This is a genomic window from Pseudomonas citronellolis, assembly GCF_001586155.1.
Lineage (GTDB): Bacteria > Pseudomonadota > Gammaproteobacteria > Pseudomonadales > Pseudomonadaceae > Pseudomonas > Pseudomonas citronellolis.
The window spans coordinates 5459977-5475372 of record NZ_CP014158.1; the positions used below are offsets into that span (position 1 = coordinate 5459977).

16 protein-coding genes are annotated in these 15396 nt (G+C 67.6%); 5 read left to right on the forward strand and 11 right to left on the reverse strand.

The genetic code is table 11. The features are described from left to right. Positions 1 to 297: 297 nt before the first annotated feature. Positions 298 to 1194 carry a site-specific tyrosine recombinase XerD gene (gene xerD, locus PcP3B5_RS23935; protein WP_009616372.1) on the reverse strand — a complete coding sequence of 299 codons (897 nt, stop codon included), beginning with the start codon at positions 1192 to 1194 and terminating at the stop codon, positions 298 to 300. 95 nt (positions 1195 to 1289) lie between these two features. Here xerD and PcP3B5_RS23940 point away from each other — a divergent pair, with 95 nt between their 5' ends. Both PcP3B5_RS23940 and PcP3B5_RS23945 read left to right on the forward strand, forming a co-directional pair. After that, entirely contained in the window at positions 1290 to 3122 is a 1833-nt protein-coding gene (locus PcP3B5_RS23940) for a cation:proton antiporter (protein WP_043271413.1), read from the forward strand. 116 nt (positions 3123 to 3238) lie between these two features. After that, on the forward strand, positions 3239 to 3916 hold the full coding sequence (locus PcP3B5_RS23945) for a cyclic di-GMP-binding domain-containing protein, MshE-related (RefSeq protein ID WP_061562595.1): 678 nt from the start codon (positions 3239 to 3241) through the stop codon (positions 3914 to 3916). 350 nt (positions 3917 to 4266) lie between these two features. On the opposite strand, the gene rplS is transcribed toward PcP3B5_RS23945, so the two are convergent. From rplS to ffh, 5 genes are all read right to left on the reverse strand, one after another. Further along, positions 4267 to 4617 (reverse strand): 50S ribosomal protein L19, encoded by a 351-nt coding sequence (rplS, locus tag PcP3B5_RS23950; protein WP_009616363.1) that lies wholly within the window; start codon positions 4615 to 4617, stop codon positions 4267 to 4269. Between the two features lie 44 nt (positions 4618 to 4661). Continuing rightward, positions 4662 to 5405, reverse strand: a complete 744-nt coding sequence (gene trmD, locus PcP3B5_RS23955) for a tRNA (guanosine(37)-N1)-methyltransferase TrmD (protein WP_009616361.1) — start codon at positions 5403 to 5405, stop codon at positions 4662 to 4664. A 24-nt stretch (positions 5406 to 5429) separates the two neighbouring features. After that, positions 5430 to 5963, reverse strand: coding sequence for a ribosome maturation factor RimM (rimM, locus tag PcP3B5_RS23960; protein WP_009616348.1), 534 nt, complete (start codon positions 5961 to 5963; stop codon positions 5430 to 5432). A gap of 5 nt (positions 5964 to 5968) precedes the next feature. Further along, entirely contained in the window at positions 5969 to 6217 is a 249-nt protein-coding gene (rpsP, locus tag PcP3B5_RS23965; protein WP_009616346.1) for a 30S ribosomal protein S16, read from the reverse strand. Between the two features lie 142 nt (positions 6218 to 6359). Next, positions 6360 to 7733: a signal recognition particle protein gene (gene ffh / locus PcP3B5_RS23970; RefSeq protein WP_061562596.1), complete on the reverse strand. Its 1374-nt coding sequence runs from the start codon at positions 7731 to 7733 to the stop codon at positions 6360 to 6362. A 192-nt stretch (positions 7734 to 7925) separates the two neighbouring features. Between ffh and PcP3B5_RS23975 the strand changes: the two genes are divergently transcribed. From PcP3B5_RS23975 to PcP3B5_RS23985, 3 genes are all read left to right on the forward strand, one after another. Further along, entirely contained in the window at positions 7926 to 8726 is an 801-nt protein-coding gene (locus PcP3B5_RS23975; protein ID WP_009616342.1) for a cytochrome C assembly family protein, read from the forward strand. Between the two features lie 46 nt (positions 8727 to 8772). Further along, entirely contained in the window at positions 8773 to 10071 is a 1299-nt protein-coding gene (locus PcP3B5_RS23980) for an HlyC/CorC family transporter (RefSeq protein ID WP_061562597.1), read from the forward strand. Between the two features lie 281 nt (positions 10072 to 10352). Next, positions 10353 to 11654 carry an MFS transporter gene (locus tag PcP3B5_RS23985; RefSeq protein ID WP_061562598.1) on the forward strand — a complete coding sequence of 434 codons (1302 nt, stop codon included), beginning with the start codon at positions 10353 to 10355 and terminating at the stop codon, positions 11652 to 11654. A gap of 330 nt (positions 11655 to 11984) precedes the next feature. Here PcP3B5_RS23985 and PcP3B5_RS23990 read toward each other — a convergent pair whose 3' ends face one another. Genes PcP3B5_RS23990 through PcP3B5_RS24010 form a run of 5 tightly spaced genes read right to left on the reverse strand, consistent with a single transcriptional unit; the run spans position 11985 to position 15277 of the window. Next, entirely contained in the window at positions 11985 to 12716 is a 732-nt protein-coding gene (locus tag PcP3B5_RS23990) for an SGNH/GDSL hydrolase family protein (RefSeq protein ID WP_061562599.1), read from the reverse strand. Beyond that, complete coding sequence (purT, locus tag PcP3B5_RS23995) at positions 12713 to 13894, reverse strand: formate-dependent phosphoribosylglycinamide formyltransferase (protein WP_043271419.1); 1182 nt, start codon at positions 13892 to 13894, stop codon at positions 12713 to 12715. Before purT ends, PcP3B5_RS23990 begins: the two co-directional genes overlap by 4 nt. 38 nt (positions 13895 to 13932) lie before the next feature. After that, positions 13933 to 14121: a DUF1289 domain-containing protein gene (locus PcP3B5_RS24000; RefSeq protein WP_009616323.1), complete on the reverse strand. Its 189-nt coding sequence runs from the start codon at positions 14119 to 14121 to the stop codon at positions 13933 to 13935. Continuing rightward, entirely contained in the window at positions 14118 to 14642 is a 525-nt protein-coding gene (locus PcP3B5_RS24005) for a gamma carbonic anhydrase family protein (protein WP_061562600.1), read from the reverse strand. The genes PcP3B5_RS24000 and PcP3B5_RS24005 overlap by 4 nt, the downstream gene beginning before the upstream one ends. A gap of 38 nt (positions 14643 to 14680) precedes the next feature. Continuing rightward, positions 14681 to 15277 carry a CoA pyrophosphatase gene (locus PcP3B5_RS24010; protein WP_009616320.1) on the reverse strand — a complete coding sequence of 199 codons (597 nt, stop codon included), beginning with the start codon at positions 15275 to 15277 and terminating at the stop codon, positions 14681 to 14683. Positions 15278 to 15396 lie beyond the last annotated feature (119 nt).

A 15396-nucleotide genomic window follows, 5' to 3' on the forward strand; every position in this document is an offset into this window, starting at 1 on the left:
GAAAACTCCTGTGGATGAACCTCGCAGCCTACCACAGCAGAGCCTGCGGACCGAACCGCGAGCTTGTAGCACGAGGCTTCAGGGCGCGCCGTTGGTCGATCAGATCAAGCGGCGGATAACCGCGAACGGTTATTCGCCCTACACCAGACAGGCCTATCTTGCCGGCTACGCCGAGGCGCGCCTCAACGGATGGGTTGAGCCTTGGCGAAACCCATGCGGTCGTGGTGATGGGTATCGCTTCGCTCAACCCATCCTACGGGGTGTCCGGCCCATCGCGGACGGAGTCCGCTCCTACGCTCAACCGCGCGGGTGGTGCTGCGCGTGCAGCTCCTGCAGGCGCGCGCGGGCGATGTGGGTGTAGATCTGCGTGGTCGACAGGTCGCTGTGGCCCAGCAGCATCTGCACCACGCGCAGGTCGGCGCCATGGTTGAGCAGGTGGGTGGCGAAGGCGTGGCGCAGGGTGTGCGGCGACAGCGACTTGCCGATGCCGGCGACCTTGGCGTGGTGCTTGATGCGGTGCCAGAAGGTCTGGCGGGTCATCTGCTCGCCGCGCAGGCTGGGGAAGAGCACGTCGCTGGGGCGGCCGCCGAGCAGGTCGTCGCGGGCGTTGCGCAGGTAGCGTTCGAGCCAGACGATGGCTTCCTCGCCCAGCGGCACCAGGCGCTCCTTGCTGCCCTTGCCGAACACCCGCACCACGCCCTGGCGCAGGTTGAGCTGCTCCAGTGTCAGGCCGACCAGCTCGCTGACGCGCAGGCCGCAGGCGTAGAGCACCTCCAGCATGGCGCGGTCGCGCAGGCCCAGCGGGTCCTCGGTCTCCGGCGCGGCCAGCAGTGCTTCCACGTCAGCCTCGGACAGCGACTTGGGCAACGGCTTGCCCAGTTGCGGCAGTTCCACCTGCAGGGTCGGGTCCTCGGCGATGAGCCCCTCGCGCAGGCAGTAGCGGTAGAAACCGCGCACGCCGGAGAGGAAGCGCGCGGTGGAGCGGGCCTTGTAGCCCTGGGCCAGGCGCCAGGCCAGGTGGTCGAGGATCGCCTCGCGGCCGGCGCGCTCCAGGCTCACGCCCTGCTCCCCCAGCCAGCCGTTGAACAGCGCCAGGTCGCTGCCGTAGGCCAGGCGGGTGTTGTCGGCAAGGCCCTTTTCCAGCCAGAGGGCGTCGAGGAAGCGGTCGATCAGCGGGTGCGCAACGGGATTCACGGCGGTTTTCGGATTCTAAAGCGGACGGGGCGCGGCTAGTCTTCCACAGGCGGGCCGTTCGCGGCCAGCCATCCCCTCGTCAAGGAATCCTCCGCATGGATGAAACCCGAGTTCTGCTTTCCCTCGGCGGCATCGGCGCCGGCGCCCTGCTCTGCCAGTGGCTGGCCTGGCGCCTGCGCCTGCCGGCGATCCTCTTCCTGCTGCTGTCCGGCATCCTCGCCGGGCCCCTGCTCGGCCTGCTCGACCCGCAGGCGCTGTTCGGCCCGCTGCTGTTCCCCCTGGTCTCGCTGTCGGTGGCGCTGATCCTCTTCGAAGGCAGCCTCACCCTGCACTTCAGCGAGTGGCGCGAGATCGGCAAGGTGGTGCAGCGCATGGTCACCTGGGGCGCGCTGCTGACCTGGGGCGTGATCGCCCTGGCGGTGCACTGGCTGCTGGACTTCAGCTGGGAGATGGCGCTGCTGTTCGGCACCCTCACCCTGGTCACCGGCCCCACGGTGATAGTGCCGATGCTGCGGGTGGTGCGGCCGAAGGCGGCCATCGCCAACATCCTGCGCTGGGAGGGCATCGTCATCGACCCCATAGGCGCGCTGCTGGCGGTGGTGGTCTACAGCTTCATCGCCGCCAGCGACACCGGCAGCGGCTGGCGCCACAGCCTTGGCGCCTTCGCCGGGGTGATCGCCTGCGGCAGCGCCTTCGGCATCCTCGGCGGCCTGGCCCTGGGCCAGGTGCTGCGCCGCCAGTGGCTGCCGGACTACCTGCACAACCTGGCCGCACTGTCGGCGGTGCTGGGCATCTTCATCGGCGCCAACCTCACGGTGCACGAGTCCGGCCTGCTGGCGGTGACGCTGATGGGCATGTGCCTGGCCAACATGAAGGGCGTGGACGTGCGGCAGATCCTGCACTTCAAGGAAAACCTCAGCGTGTTGCTGATCTCCGGCCTGTTCATCGTCCTCGCCGCGCGCCTGGACCTGTCCGCCCTGCTCGGCCTGGGCCCGGCGGCGCTGCTGGTGCTGGCGCTGATCCAGTTCGTCGCCCGCCCGCTGAACGTGCTGGTGAGCAGCGCCGGCTCGTCGCTGAACTGGCGCGAGCGGGCGCTACTGGCCTGGATAGCACCGCGCGGGATAGTCGCGGCGGCGGTCTCGGCGATCTTCGCCATCCGTCTGCAGGAGGCCGGTCACCAACAGGCCCAGTTGCTGGTGCCGCTGACCTTCCTGGTGATCATCGGCACCGTGGTCCTGCAAAGCGCCACCGCGCGGCCCCTGGCGCGCCTGCTGAAAGTGGCGGAGCCGGCGCCCAGCGGCTTCCTCATCGTCGGCGCCAACCCGGTGGCGCGGGCCATCGGCGCGGCGCTGAAGAACGCCGGCAGCCGCGTGCTGCTCACCGACTCCAGCTGGGAGAACATCCGCGCCGCGCGCATGGACAACCTGCCCACCTACTTCGGCAACCCCACCTCGCAGCATGCCGAGGCGCACCTGGACCTGGTCGGCCTCGGCCACCTGCTGGCCCTGTCGCCCTCCGGCGAGCTGAACACCCTGGCCTGCATGCGCTTCCGCCACGAGTTCGGCGCGCGCCTCTTCAGCCTGACCAGCGGCCAGGAGAGCCGGCGCACCGACAAGCACCGCGCCAGCGACCAGCACCGCGGGCACAACCTGAGCCCGCGCGAGCTGAGCTACCCGCAGTTCGCCGGCCTGCTGTCCCGCGGCGCCGAGGTGCGCAGCACCCTGCTCAGCGAGAGCTTCGGCTGGGAGCAGTACCAGGCGCTGTACGGCAACGCCGCCACCCTGCTGTTCGCCCGCGATCCGTCGGGCTGGATGCACGTGGCCAGCAGCACCCGGCCGCTGAACCCCGCGGAAGGCTGGCTGGTGATAGCGCTGATCGAGGAAGGCGCCCACGCGGCCGGCAAGGAGGACGACCGGCAGTCGGAATGAGCCGGGATCGGCTGGCGAATCGTTCGTCAGCCTATCCTAAGATGGGTGACAGGGCAGGGTGCCGGAGGCAATGATTGCACCACGCCATCATTCTTTCAGCTCCACGGTCCACAACCATGCCCAACACCCAGAATTCCCGCCTCGGCCAGATTCTCGTCAGCAAGGGCCTGATCAGCGCCGCCCAACTGGACCAGGCGATCCAGCTGCAATTGCGCAACGGCCTGCGCCTGGGGGAAACCCTGATCGCCCAGGGCTGGGTCAGCGAACGCCAGGTCAAGCGGGCGCTGAAGAAGCAGAACAACCTGCGCCTGGCCGCCACCCTGGTGGCGGCCCTGCTCGGGCCCTTCCAGTTGGCCAGCGCGGACATCCAGCGCCAACAGGCCCCGGCGATCAGCCAGAGCCACCAGCAGCGCGGGCTGAAGCCACTGAGCGACAGCGAGATGAGCGGCATCAACGCCCAGGGCTTCGACGAAACCCTGCAGAGCCTGTTCGTCAGTGCCGAGGCCGGTGACGGCGTGGGCACCATGAAGCAACTGGCGCGCCTGGTGCTGCCGGTGGTGGACAGCCTGCAGGCCGAGACCTCGATGAGGGACGTGGTCTACGACACCGAGCACATGACCTCCAGCCTCAACCCCGACGGCTCGATCAGCCTGCGCCTGCCCAGCTCCATCGGCGAGATGCGCTTCGACAACATCCGCGTCGCCGGCGCCCCGCAGAGCCAGAGCATGGGCAGCCTGAGCCTGCAGGACATCGACCTGACCCAGGCCTCGCTGCACGTCAGCATGCGGCCCTGAGGAAGCCGGGAAGCCCGCTCCTACCGTACCGGCAGGCACGGCTCTTAGTAGGAGCGAGCTTGCTCGCGAACCGCATGGCACCGCGTTTGTTCGCGAGCAAGAACCAGGCGTCCCCCTCGATCCTACGAAGAGCACCTACGCCGTCGTTCTCGGCAGCGGCATTTCGGGCCAACGGCGGATAACCGCGAACGGTTATGCGCCCTACGGTTCCGGAGGCACAGTTGTAGGAGCGCGCCCTGCGCGCGAAATCGCGGGCAGGGCCCGCTCCTACAGGCGTCCCCGGCAAATCCCAGGCATGAAAAAAGCAGCCCGAGGGCTGCTTTTTTCCGGATCGACTGGGAGTCGTGGACTCAGACCAGTTTTTCCTTGATGCGCGCTGCCTTGCCGGACAGTTCGCGGAGGTAGTACAGCTTGGCCTTGCGCACGTCGCCGCGACGCTTGACGCTGACGCTGTCGACCAGCGGGCTGTAGGTCTGGAAGGTACGCTCTACGCCTACGCCGTTGGAGATCTTGCGAACGGTGAACGCGCTGTTCAGGCCGCGGTTACGCTTGCCGATCACGACGCCTTCGAAGGCCTGCAGACGCTGACGATCGCCTTCCTTCACTTTCACCTGGACGATTACGGTGTCGCCGGGGGCGAACGCCGGAATCTCTTTGTTCATCTGTTCAGCTTCGATCTGCTGAATGATCTTGTTGGTCATCTCAGTGCTCCTAAGACAAGCGCTTGGCGCTCGCCATCGATACGTTAACTATCGTCCCGCTGGCGGATGTATTCCTCCAGCAGCTTCTTCTCTTCTCCAGAAAGCGAGCGGCAATCCAGAAGATCGGCACGTCGTTCCCAGGTCCTTCCAAGGGACTGCTGCAAACGCCAGCGCCGGATGTGTTCGTGGTTGCCGCTTAGCAGCACCTCGGGAACACGTTTGTCTGCGTACACCTCGGGTCGGGTGTAGTGCGGACAGTCGAGCAGGCCGTCGGTGAACGAGTCCTCCTCGGCGGAGTCCACGTGGCCCAATGCACCGGGCAACAACCGTGTGACCGCGTCGATCAGCACCATGGCCGGAAGCTCACCCCCGGACAGGACATAATCGCCAATCGACCATTCCTCATCCACGTGCTCTTCGATGAAGCGCTCGTCGATGCCTTCGTAACGCCCGGCTATGAGGATCAACCGCTCCTCGTTCGCCAGTTCCTTCACGGCCGCCTGCGTCAGTTTGCGGCCCTGCGGCGACAGGTAGATCACCTTCGCCGGTCCGCCTGCGGCTTGCCGGGCATCGCCCAGTGCGCCTTCCAGCGGCTTGATCTTCATCACCATGCCCGGACCACCGCCGAAGGGCCGGTCGTCCACCGTCTGGTGACGGTCATCAGTGTTGTTGCGTGGGTTGAAACACTCGAGCCGGATCAGCTCCTGTTTCACCGCACGGCTGGTGATGCCGTAGTCACTGATGGCGCGGAACATCTCCGGAAAGATGCTGATGACTCCGATCCACATGGGTTGAAACTCCTACCCTGCGGGTCAGAAATCCGCGTCCCAGTCCACCCTGATCTCGCCAGCCGCCAGGTCCACCGATTGCACGCATTGCTCCGTATAGGGCAACAGGCGCTCGCGGTCATCCAGGCTGCCCGCACAGGGCTTGACCACCATCACGTCGTTGGCGCCGGTCTCCAGCATGTGGTCGAGTATCCCGAACAGTTGCCCGTTCGTGTCGATCACCTTGAGACCTTCCAACTGGCTCCAGTAGAACTCGCCGTCGTCCAGCTCCGGGAGCTCGCTGCGCGGTACCAGGATCTCGAAATCCGCATAGGTGCGGGCGACTTCGCGATCGTCCAGTCCCTTCAGCTTCGCCACCAGGACATTGCCCTGCACGCGGCCACTGACCAGTTCAGCCTGTCGAACCTCGGTGCCACGCTTGAGCGTCCAGCGCCGGTAGTCCAGCAGGTTGTCCAACGGGTCGGTAAAGGAATACACCTTCACCTCGCCACGAATGCCATGCACGGAAACTATCTTGCCGAGTACGATCATTTCCTCGGCGGCAGGCATCGTGTTCATCAATCTCAGGCAGCCTTGGCGGCGTCCTTGAGCAGTTGAGCGACGCGCTCGGACGGTTGAGCGCCCTGGCTCAGCCAGTAGTTGACGCGCTCCTGGTTGACCGAGAGCTTGACTTCGGCGCCAGTGGCGACGGGGTTGAAGAAGCCGACGCGCTCGACGAAACGGCCGTCACGAGCGTTGCGGCTGTTGGTCACGGTCAGGTGATAGAACGGGCGCTTCTTGGAGCCGCCACGAGCCAGACGAATGGTTACCATGCGTACGTTGTTCCTATGGTTTGCTTGCAAAAAAGAAATGCAGCCCTCGGGCAAGGAGCCCGAAAGGCCGCATATTCTATGAGCTAAAGCCCCGCGCCGCAAGCCGCAGCACGTCGGCCCGCCAGCCAGGCGGGCCGGCGGGTCACATCTTCGGCATGCCGCCGGGGAACATGCTCCCCATGCCGCGCATCATCTTGGCCATGCCGCCCTTGGCGGTGACCTTCTTCATCATCTTCTGCATCTGCTTGTGCTGCTTGATGAGGCGGCCGACGTCCTGCACCTGGGTGCCCGAACCCATGGCGATGCGGCGCTTGCGCGAGCCGCTGATCACTTCCGGGTCGCGGCGCTCGGCGGGGGTCATGGAGTTGATGATCGCCTCCATCTGCTTGAACTGCTTCTCCGCCGCGCCCTGGGCGTTGCCCATCTGCGCCAGGTTGACGCCGCCGAGCATCGGCAGCTTGTCCATCAGGCTGCCCAGGCCGCCCATGTTCTTCATCTGCTGCAGTTGGTCGCGGAAGTCTTCGAGGTCGAAGCCCTTGCCCTTCTTGATCTTCTTCGCGAGCTTCTCGGCCTTCTCGCGGTCCATGTTCTGCTCGGCCTGCTCGATCAGGCTGAGCACGTCGCCCATGCCGAGGATGCGCGAGGCCACGCGGTCCGGGTGGAAGGGGTCGAGCGCTTCGCTCTTCTCGCCCATGCCGAGGAACTTGATCGGCTTGCCGGTAATGGCGCGCACCGACAGCGCGGCGCCGCCGCGGGCGTCGCCGTCGACCTTGGTCAGCACCACGCCGGTCAGCGGCAGGGCGTCGTTGAAGGCCTTGGCGGTGTTGGCGGCGTCCTGGCCGGTCATGGCGTCGACCACGAACAGGGTTTCCACCGGCTGGATCGCCGCGTGGACCTGCTTGATCTCGTCCATCATCTGGCTGTCGACGTGCAGGCGACCGGCGGTATCCACGATCACCACGTCGATGAACTTCAGCTTCGCCTCGCGGATCGCCGCCTCGGCGATGGCCACCGGCTTCTGGCTGGTGTCCGAGGGGAAGAAGGTCACGCCGATGTCGTTGGCCAGGGTTTCCAGCTGCTTGATCGCCGCCGGGCGGTAGACGTCCGCCGAAACCACCAGCACCGACTTCTTCTTGCGCTCCTTGAGGAAGCGCGCCAGCTTGCCGGCGGTGGTGGTCTTGCCCGCGCCCTGCAGGCCGGCCATGAGGATGACCGCCGGCGGCGCGGCGTTGAGCGCCAGGTCCTCGTTGGCCGCGCCCATCAGCTCGACCAGCTCGGCCTGCACGATCTTCACGAAGGCCTGGCCCGGGGTCAGGCTCTTGGACACCTCGGTGCCGACCGCGCGCTCCCTGATGCGGTTGACGAAGTCCTTGACCACCGGCAGGGCCACGTCGGCCTCGAGCAGGGCCATCCGCACTTCGCGGAGCGTATCCTTGATGTTGTCCTCGGTCAGCTTGGCTTTGCCGGTGACCTGGCGCAGCGTTTGCGAGAGGCGGTCTGTAAGGTTTTCGAACATGCGCGTTCCTATCGGGCCGGGAGCGGCCGGGGTGGGCGTGGCAGCAAGCGCGGGATTATAACCAACTGCGAAGGCCACAGACACCGCCGATGATCCCGCCGCAGCGAGAAAGCGAAGCGTTCCCGGCTGCTTTCTAGGCATGGGCGTTCTGTGCCAAACTCGGCACCTTTCGAAGGATTCGCCCAAGACGCTATGCACCCTCTGCTGCCCAGCCTGCTCGCCGCCCTCCTCTACTTGGGCGCCACGGCCTACCACGGTGTCTGCCTGGCGCGCCGCGCCGCGCCGAACAAACCCCTGCTGCTGGTGCTCGGCCTGGCCGCGCTGGTCGCCCAGTGCCTGGGCCTGACGCCGCAACTGCTGACCGACGCCGGGCTGGTGCTGGACTTCTTCAACGCCGCCAACCTGATCGCCGCGGCGGTGATCGCCCTGACCCTGCTGGCCTGCCTGCGCATCCCGGTGGAGAACCTGCTGCTGTTCCTCTTCCCGCTGGGCATGCTGACCGCCGCGCTGTCGGTGCTGGTGCCCCACGGCACCCTGGAGCCGATCAACGAGCAGCCGGGCATCCTCGCGCACATCCTGCTCTCGGTGCTGGCCTACGGCCTGCTCACCATCGCGGTGTTCCAGGCCCTGCTGCTGCTGGTGCAGGACCATCGCCTGAAGCACAAGCACCCGGCCGGGCTGATCCGCAACTTCCCGCCGCTGCAGACCATGGAAAGCCTGCTGTTCGGCTTCCTCTGGGGCGGCTGGGTGCTGCTCTCGCTGTCGCTGGTGTCCGGCTGGCTGTTCCTCGACAACCTGTTCACCCAGCACCTGGCGCACAAGACCATCCTCTCCTGCTTCGCCTGGGTGGTCTTCGCCGTGCTGCTGTGGGGCCGCCACCAGCTCGGCTGGCGCGGGCACAAGGCGATCCGCTGGACCCTGGCCGGCTTCTGCCTGTTGATGCTGGCCTACTTCGGCAGCAAGCTGGTCAAGGAATTCATCCTGCACATCTGAGCCCGGCGGCGCCTGGGCGCCACGGAACGCTGAGGGAACCCGACGCATGGGCGACATCCATCCCGGCTACCTGATCGGCCTGCTGGTCGTCCTGCTGCTGTGTTCGGCGTTCTTCTCCAGCGTCGAGACCGGCGTGCTCAGCCTGGACCGCTACCGCCTGCGCCACCAGGCCAAGCAGGGCAACCGCGCGGCGCGGCGCACCAGTTGGCTGCTGCTGCGCACCGACCGCCTGCTGGGCACCATCCTCATCGGCAACAACCTGGTCAACGTCATCGCCTCGTCCCTGGCCACCCTGCTGGCCCTGCGCCTGTGGGGCGACTTCGCGGTGGCGCCCACGGCCCTGGCGCTGACCCTGGTGCTGCTGATCTTCGGCGAGATCACCCCCAAGACCTACGCCACCCTGCGCCCGGAACGCGTGGCCTTCCCCGCCAGCCTGCCACTGCTGTGGCTGCAGCGCCTGTTCAGCCCGCTGCTGTGGCTGATGAACGGGGTGAGCAACGGCATCCTGCGGCTGTGCGGCCTGGACCCGGTGCAGCGCCGCAGCCGGCCGCTGAACAACGACGAGCTGCGCAGCGTGGTCAGCGAATCCAGCGAGAAGCTCAGCGCCAACCGCCAGGACATGCTGCTGAGCATCCTCGACCTGGAAAAGATCACCGTGAACGACCTCATGGTGCCGCGCAACGAGGTGCAGGGCATCGACCTGGACGACGACGTGGAAAGCATCATCGGCCAGCTGCGCAACACCACCCACACGCGCCTGCCGGTGTTCCGCAACGACATCAACCAGGTCGAGGGCATCGTCCACATGCGTCAGATCGCCCGCCTGCTGACGCACAACCAGCTGACCAAGGACAGCCTGCGCGCCGCTTGCCTGGAGCCCTACTTCATCCCCGAGAGCACGCCGCTGTCGACCCAACTGATCAACTTCCAGAAGCAGAAGCGGCGCATCGGCATCGTCGTCGACGAGTATGGCGAGGTGATCGGCATCATCACCCTGGAAGACATCCTCGAGGAGATCGTCGGCGAGTTCAGCAACGCCGACGCCCTGCGCAACCCGGACATCCACCCCCAGGCCGACGGCACCTACGTGATCGACGGCTCGGCGAACATCCGCGAGCTCAACCGCGCCCTCGGCTGGCAGTTGCCCAGCGAGGGGCCGAAGACCCTCAACGGCCTGGTCACCGAGGCCCTGGAGCAGATCCCCGACTGCCCGGTGTGCCTGCGCATCGGCCCCTACCGCCTGGAAATCCTGCAATCCGGCGAGAACCGCGTGAAGAGCGTGCGCGTCTGGCTCACCGGGCGCGCCGCCGCGCCGGCGCCGGGCAGCGCCGACGGGCTTGCCTGAGCGGCCGGCCCGCGCCCTATAATCGCCCCTTGCTTACCCAGCATCCCGCGCCAGGGCCTGCGCTACCCGCGCAACGCCCGGCGCCAGTCGACCGCCCGCCAGCCCGAGCCCGGCCCCGTGCCTGCACCCGGCGAAGCACCCGGCCTCGCCCCGACCCGCCGCGAGGTTCCCGTCCCTGCCCCTACCCGGGTGGCGCTTCCCGCCTCGCGCACGGGCGTAGCCTCCATCGCCGCCGGACACGCCCGCAGAGCCGTGCCGGCCATGACTGACAGGGACATCCCATGACCACCGCCAGCCTTGCCGCTGCCGCCGAACAGCAACCCGCCAACTCCACCGCGCGGGTCGCGGTCGCCAGCTTCATCGGCACCGCCATCGAGTTCTACGACTTCTACGTCTACGCCACCGCCGCCGCCCTGGTGATAGGCCCGGTGTTCTTCCCGCAGACCTCGGGCACCGCGCAGATGCTCAGCGCCTTCATTACCTTCGGCATCGCCTTCCTCGCCCGGCCGCTGGGCTCGGCGCTGTTCGGCCACTTCGGCGACCGCATCGGGCGCAAGTCGACGCTGGTCGCCTCGCTGCTGCTGATGGGCCTGTCCACCACCCTGATCGGCCTGCTACCGGGCTACGACAGCATCGGCGCCTGGGCCCCGGCGCTGCTCTGCCTGCTGCGCTTCGGCCAGGGCCTGGGGCTGGGCGGGGAATGGGGCGGCGCCGCGCTGCTGGCCACGGAGAACGCGCCCAGGCACCGCCGCGCCTGGTTCGGCATGTTCCCGCAGATGGGCCCGTCGATCGGCTTCCTCGCCGCCAACGGCCTGTTCCTCGGCCTGGCCATGACCCTCAGCGAGGAACAGTTCCGCGCCTGGGGCTGGCGCATTCCCTTCATCCTCAGCGCGCTGCTGGTGATCGTCGGCCTCTACGTGCGCCTGAAGCTGTCGGAAACCCCGGTGTTCGCCAAGGCCATGGAACGCCAGGAGCGCTCCAGCCTGCCGATCGCCGAGCTGTTCGCCCAGCACTGGCGCCCGGTGCTGCTGGGCGCGCTGGCCATGGTGGTGTGCTACGCGCTCTTCTATATCTCCACGGTGTTCTCGCTGAGCTACGGGGTGACCAGCCTGGGCTACAGCCGCGAGCAGTTCCTCGGCCTGCTGTGCTTCGCCGTGCTGTTCATGGCCGCGGCCACGCCCATCTCCGCCTGGCTGAGCGACCGCTACGGGCGCCGCCCGGTGCTGATCGTCGGCTGCATCGCCGCCATCCTCTCCGGCTTCATCATGCAGCCGCTGCTGAGCCAGGGCTCGTCGGTGGAAGTGGCAGCCTTCCTGGCCCTGGAGCTGTTCCTCATGGGCGTGACCTTCGCCCCCATGGGCGCCCTGCTGCCGGAACTCTTCCCCACCCGCGTGCGCTACACCGGCGCCTCGGCGGCCTACAACCTGGGCGGCATCCTCGGCGCCTCGGTAGCGCCCTACATCGCCCAGAAGCTGGTGGGCATGGGCGGGCTGAGCTGGGTCGGCGGCTACGTGTCGGTGGCGGCGGCGCTGAGCCTGATCGCGGTGCTGTGCCTGCATGAGACGCGGGAGCGGGAGCTCTGAGCGGCGCCGATCTCCTGTAGGAGCGCGCCCTGCGCGCGAATCGCGGGCAGGGCCCTACAAGAGCAGGGGAAGCGCCGTGTTTCCTGGATACGTAGCGGATCTCATCCGCGAATCGCGCCGATACGTCCGACCATCGCGGACAAGGTCCTACGAGGCATGGTGTGGCGGGGCGCAGGGGCAACTGTCTTGCGCCGAGGTGTTCTTCGTAGGATGGGTTGAGCTTGCGAAACCCATGCGGTTGCGGCGATGGGTATCGCTTCGCTCAACGCCATCCTACGAAAAGCCGTGCTTCCTGGAGCTGCAGGAGCGGACTCCGTCCGCGATCCGGCCTCAGCAGCGCTCCACGGCCACCAGCCACTGGGCCAGGTGCTCGCCCCACACCTGGTAGCCCAGCGCCGACGGGTGATAGCCATCGATGGCGAGATACTGCGGCTGCATCTCCAGCCCCACCGCGCAGTATCCAGCGCCTAGCGCCGTAGCCAATTCCCGCAACTGGCCATCCAGCAACGCAGCGCGCCAGCCCAGCAACTGCCGCAGCAGCCAGGGCAAGGCGCGGAAATGCCGCAGCGGCGGCACCGCCGTGCACACCACTCGCGCGCCATCGGCCTGGAAATGCCCGATCAGCCGGGCGATGGCCGCCCGCCAGCGCTCGGCGGAACTGAAATGCGTGGTGTCGTTGACGCCGAAGACCAGCGCCACCAGGTCATACCCCCCGTCGGCCAGCGGCAACAGGCGCTCGCAGGCCTCACCGGCGGTAATGCCGTTCTCCCCCAGCGCCCGCCAGGCCACCGGCCGTTGCAGACGCGCCGCCAGGGCCGTGGCCAAGCGCCCGGCCAGGGCGAAGTCCAGGCAGGAGGCGCCGACGCCGGCGACGGTCGACTCGCCCAGCAACAGCAGGCGCAGGGGCTCGCCGGGAAATTCCGCGCCGGCCAGACGCTCGCAGGCCCCCGCCGCCGGGGCCAGGCGCAGCGCCGTGCGCCGGGTGCGCACGGCCATCGGCAGGGCCAGCGGCAGCAACGGCAGCGCCGCCGCCCACCAGGCCAGCCCCGCCAGGCGGTTCACAGCTCGATGACCACCGCCTCGGCCGAACGGGTGGCCTTGGCCCGCGCTTCCTCGATGGATTCGGCGCGCGCCAGGGCCACGCCCATGCGCCGCTGGCCGGAGACTTCCGGCTTGCCGAACAGGCGCAGGGCGCTGTCCGGCTCGGTCAGCGCGGCGCCCAGGTTGCCGAAGCTGACCTGCTGCGACTCGCCGTCCACCAGGATCACCGCCGAGGCCGAGGGCCCGAACTGGCGGATCGCCGGGATCGGCAGGCCGAGGATGGCCCGCGCGTGCAGGGCGAATTCGGAGAGGTCCTGGGAGATCAGCGTCACCAGGCCGGTGTCATGGGGGCGCGGCGAGACTTCGCTGAACCACACCTGGTCGCCCTTGACGAACAGCTCCACGCCGAACAGGCCGCGCCCGCCCAATGCCTCGGTGACCGCCTTGGCCACGCGCTCGGACTCGGCCAGGGCCTTCGGGCTCATGGCCTGGGGCTGCCAGGATTCGTGGTAGTCGCCCTTGACCTGGCGGTGGCCGATGGGCGCGCAGAAGGTGGTGCCGCCGACGTGACGCACGGTGAGCAGGGTGATCTCGTAGTCGAAGTCGATGAAGCCTTCGACGATCACCCGGCCCTTGCCGGCGCGGCCGCCTTCCTGGGCGTAGTCCCAGGCGGCCTTGAGCTCGGCGTCGGACTTGAGCACGCTCTGGCCCTTGCCCGAGGAGCTCATGATCGGCTTGACCACGCAGGGGTAGCCCACCGAGGCGACACCAGCGAGGTAGTCCTCGTAGGAGTCGGCGAAGTGGTACGGCGAGGTGGGCAGGCCCAGCTCCTCGGCGGCCAGGCGGCGGATGCCCTCGCGGTTCATGGTCAGCTGCGCGGCGCGGGCGGTGGGCACCACGGTGTAGCCCTCGGCCTCCAGCTCCACCAGGGTCGAGGTGGCGATGGCCTCGATTTCCGGGACTATGTAGTGCGGCTTCTCCTGCTCGATCACCGCCCGCAGGGCGGCGCCATCGAGCATGCTCAGCACATGGCTGCGGTGCGCCACCTGCATGGCCGGGGCGTTGGCGTAGCGGTCGCAGGCGATCACTTCGCAGCCCAGGCGTTGCAGTTCGATCACCACTTCCTTGCCCAGCTCGCCGGAGCCACAGAGCAGTACGCGGGTCGCCGTGGGCGACAGGGGGGTTCCAATACGGGGCATTGCGTGCAACCTCGGGAAGGGGATGTTCTGTCGGCGCGCTAGAGCAGCACGCCCTGTTCGCGAGCGCGCTCGTGGCACAGGCGCAGCACCTCGCGGCGCTCGTCGTTGTCCATGCGGCCCCAGCGGGTGATTTCGTCGGCCGTGCGCTGGCAGCCTATGCACAGGTCCTGATCGTCCAGGGTGCAGACGTAGACGCAGGGCGAGGCCACCGGGCGCTCCTGGCTCATTCTTCCTGCCCGGCCAGGTCGCGGGCGTAGCGCTGGGCGTTGTGCACGTAGTGGGCGGCGCTGGCTTCGAGCATCTTCTTCTGCTGCTCGGTCAGCTCGCGCACCACCTTGCCGGGCGAGCCCATGACCAGCGAGCCGTCGGGAATCACCTTGCCCTCGGGGATCAGCGAATTGGCGCCGATGATGCAGTACTTGCCGATCTTCGCGCCGTTGAGCACCACGGCGTTGATGCCGATCAGGCTGTAGTCGTCCACCGTGCAGCCGTGCAGCATGACGTTGTGGCCGATGGTCACGCCCTTGCCGATGTTCAGCGGGAAGCCCATGTCGGTGTGCATCACGGTGCCGTCCTGGACGTTGCTGTTCTCGCCGATGTGGATCAGCTCGTTGTCGCCACGCAGCACGGCGTTGAACCAGACGCTGGCGCCGGCGTCCAGGCGCACCTTGCCGATCACCGCGGCGTTCGGGGCGATCCAGCTGTCGGGGTGGGTTTCGACTCGGGCGTCGCCCAGGCGGTATTTCATCGGTGGCTCCTCAGGCATCTCGTTGTTGTACGCGCCGCTCAGCTGAGCTTGATGAATTGTGGCGGCGCTTGGTGCAGGTCGATGCGGTCATCGAACAGCAGGTTGACCAGTTCGACGACCATGATCGCCGACAGGCCCCAGATCTTGTATTCGCCGAAGCGGTAGCTGGGCACGTACCAGCTGCGCCCGAAGTAGTCGATGCGGTGGGTCATTTCCCGCGGGTCGCCGCGGAAGAACTCCAGCGGCACCTTGAACACCGCGGCGATCTCGCCGTCGTTGGGGGTGTACTCGACGAAGTCGGGAACGAAACCGACGAACGGCGTCACCTTGATGCCATGGCGCGAGACCAGGGTGCTCAGCGGCCCGACCACCTCCACCAGGCTCGGCGGCAGGGCGATCTCCTCCTCGGCCTCGCGCAGCGCGGTGTGGATCAGGTCGACGTCCTCGGGGTCGCGGCGCCCGCCGGGGAAGGCCACCTCGCCGCTGTGGGTGGACAACCCGGTGGCGCGCAGGGTCAGCACCAGCTCCTCGCTGGGGGTGATGGGCAGCAGCACCGCCGCTTCGGGGAAGCGCTGCTCGCTGTTCAGGTCCTGGGGGGTGTGCGCCGTGATGCGCCGGCGCAGCTCGTCCAGCATGCGGACATCCTGCGTGTAAGCCATTCTCTCAATTGTGGAATCATGGCATGAAAGGCTGCCTCGCCCAAGCCCCACCCCCTTGCTGCGCGGGCCTTCCGGCGAGCAAGATGGCTGTATCG

Bases quoted from the DNA above. Each gene is read 5' to 3' on its own strand.
- PcP3B5_RS23940 (WP_043271413.1), top strand. From the start codon at position 1,290: ATGGATGAAACCCGAGTTCTGCTTTCCCTCGGCGGCATCGGCGCCGGC.
- PcP3B5_RS23945 (WP_061562595.1), top strand. From the start codon at position 3,239: ATGCCCAACACCCAGAATTCCCGCCTCGGCCAGATTCTCGTCAGCAAG.
- rplS (WP_009616363.1), bottom strand. From the start codon at position 4,617: ATGACCAACAAGATCATTCAGCAGATCGAAGCTGAACAGATGAACAAA.
- trmD (WP_009616361.1), bottom strand. From the start codon at position 5,405: ATGTGGATCGGAGTCATCAGCATCTTTCCGGAGATGTTCCGCGCCATC.
- rimM (WP_009616348.1), bottom strand. From the start codon at position 5,963: ATGAACACGATGCCTGCCGCCGAGGAAATGATCGTACTCGGCAAGATA.
- rpsP (WP_009616346.1), bottom strand. From the start codon at position 6,217: ATGGTAACCATTCGTCTGGCTCGTGGCGGCTCCAAGAAGCGCCCGTTC.
- ffh (WP_061562596.1), bottom strand. From the start codon at position 7,733: ATGTTCGAAAACCTTACAGACCGCCTCTCGCAAACGCTGCGCCAGGTC.
- PcP3B5_RS23975 (WP_009616342.1), top strand. From the start codon at position 7,926: ATGCACCCTCTGCTGCCCAGCCTGCTCGCCGCCCTCCTCTACTTGGGC.
- PcP3B5_RS23980 (WP_061562597.1), top strand. From the start codon at position 8,773: ATGGGCGACATCCATCCCGGCTACCTGATCGGCCTGCTGGTCGTCCTG.
- PcP3B5_RS23985 (WP_061562598.1), top strand. From the start codon at position 10,353: ATGACCACCGCCAGCCTTGCCGCTGCCGCCGAACAGCAACCCGCCAAC.
- purT (WP_043271419.1), bottom strand. From the start codon at position 13,894: ATGCCCCGTATTGGAACCCCCCTGTCGCCCACGGCGACCCGCGTACTG.
- PcP3B5_RS24000 (WP_009616323.1), bottom strand. From the start codon at position 14,121: ATGAGCCAGGAGCGCCCGGTGGCCTCGCCCTGCGTCTACGTCTGCACC.
- PcP3B5_RS24005 (WP_061562600.1), bottom strand. From the start codon at position 14,642: ATGAAATACCGCCTGGGCGACGCCCGAGTCGAAACCCACCCCGACAGC.
- PcP3B5_RS24010 (WP_009616320.1), bottom strand. From the start codon at position 15,277: ATGCTGGACGAGCTGCGCCGGCGCATCACGGCGCACACCCCCCAGGAC.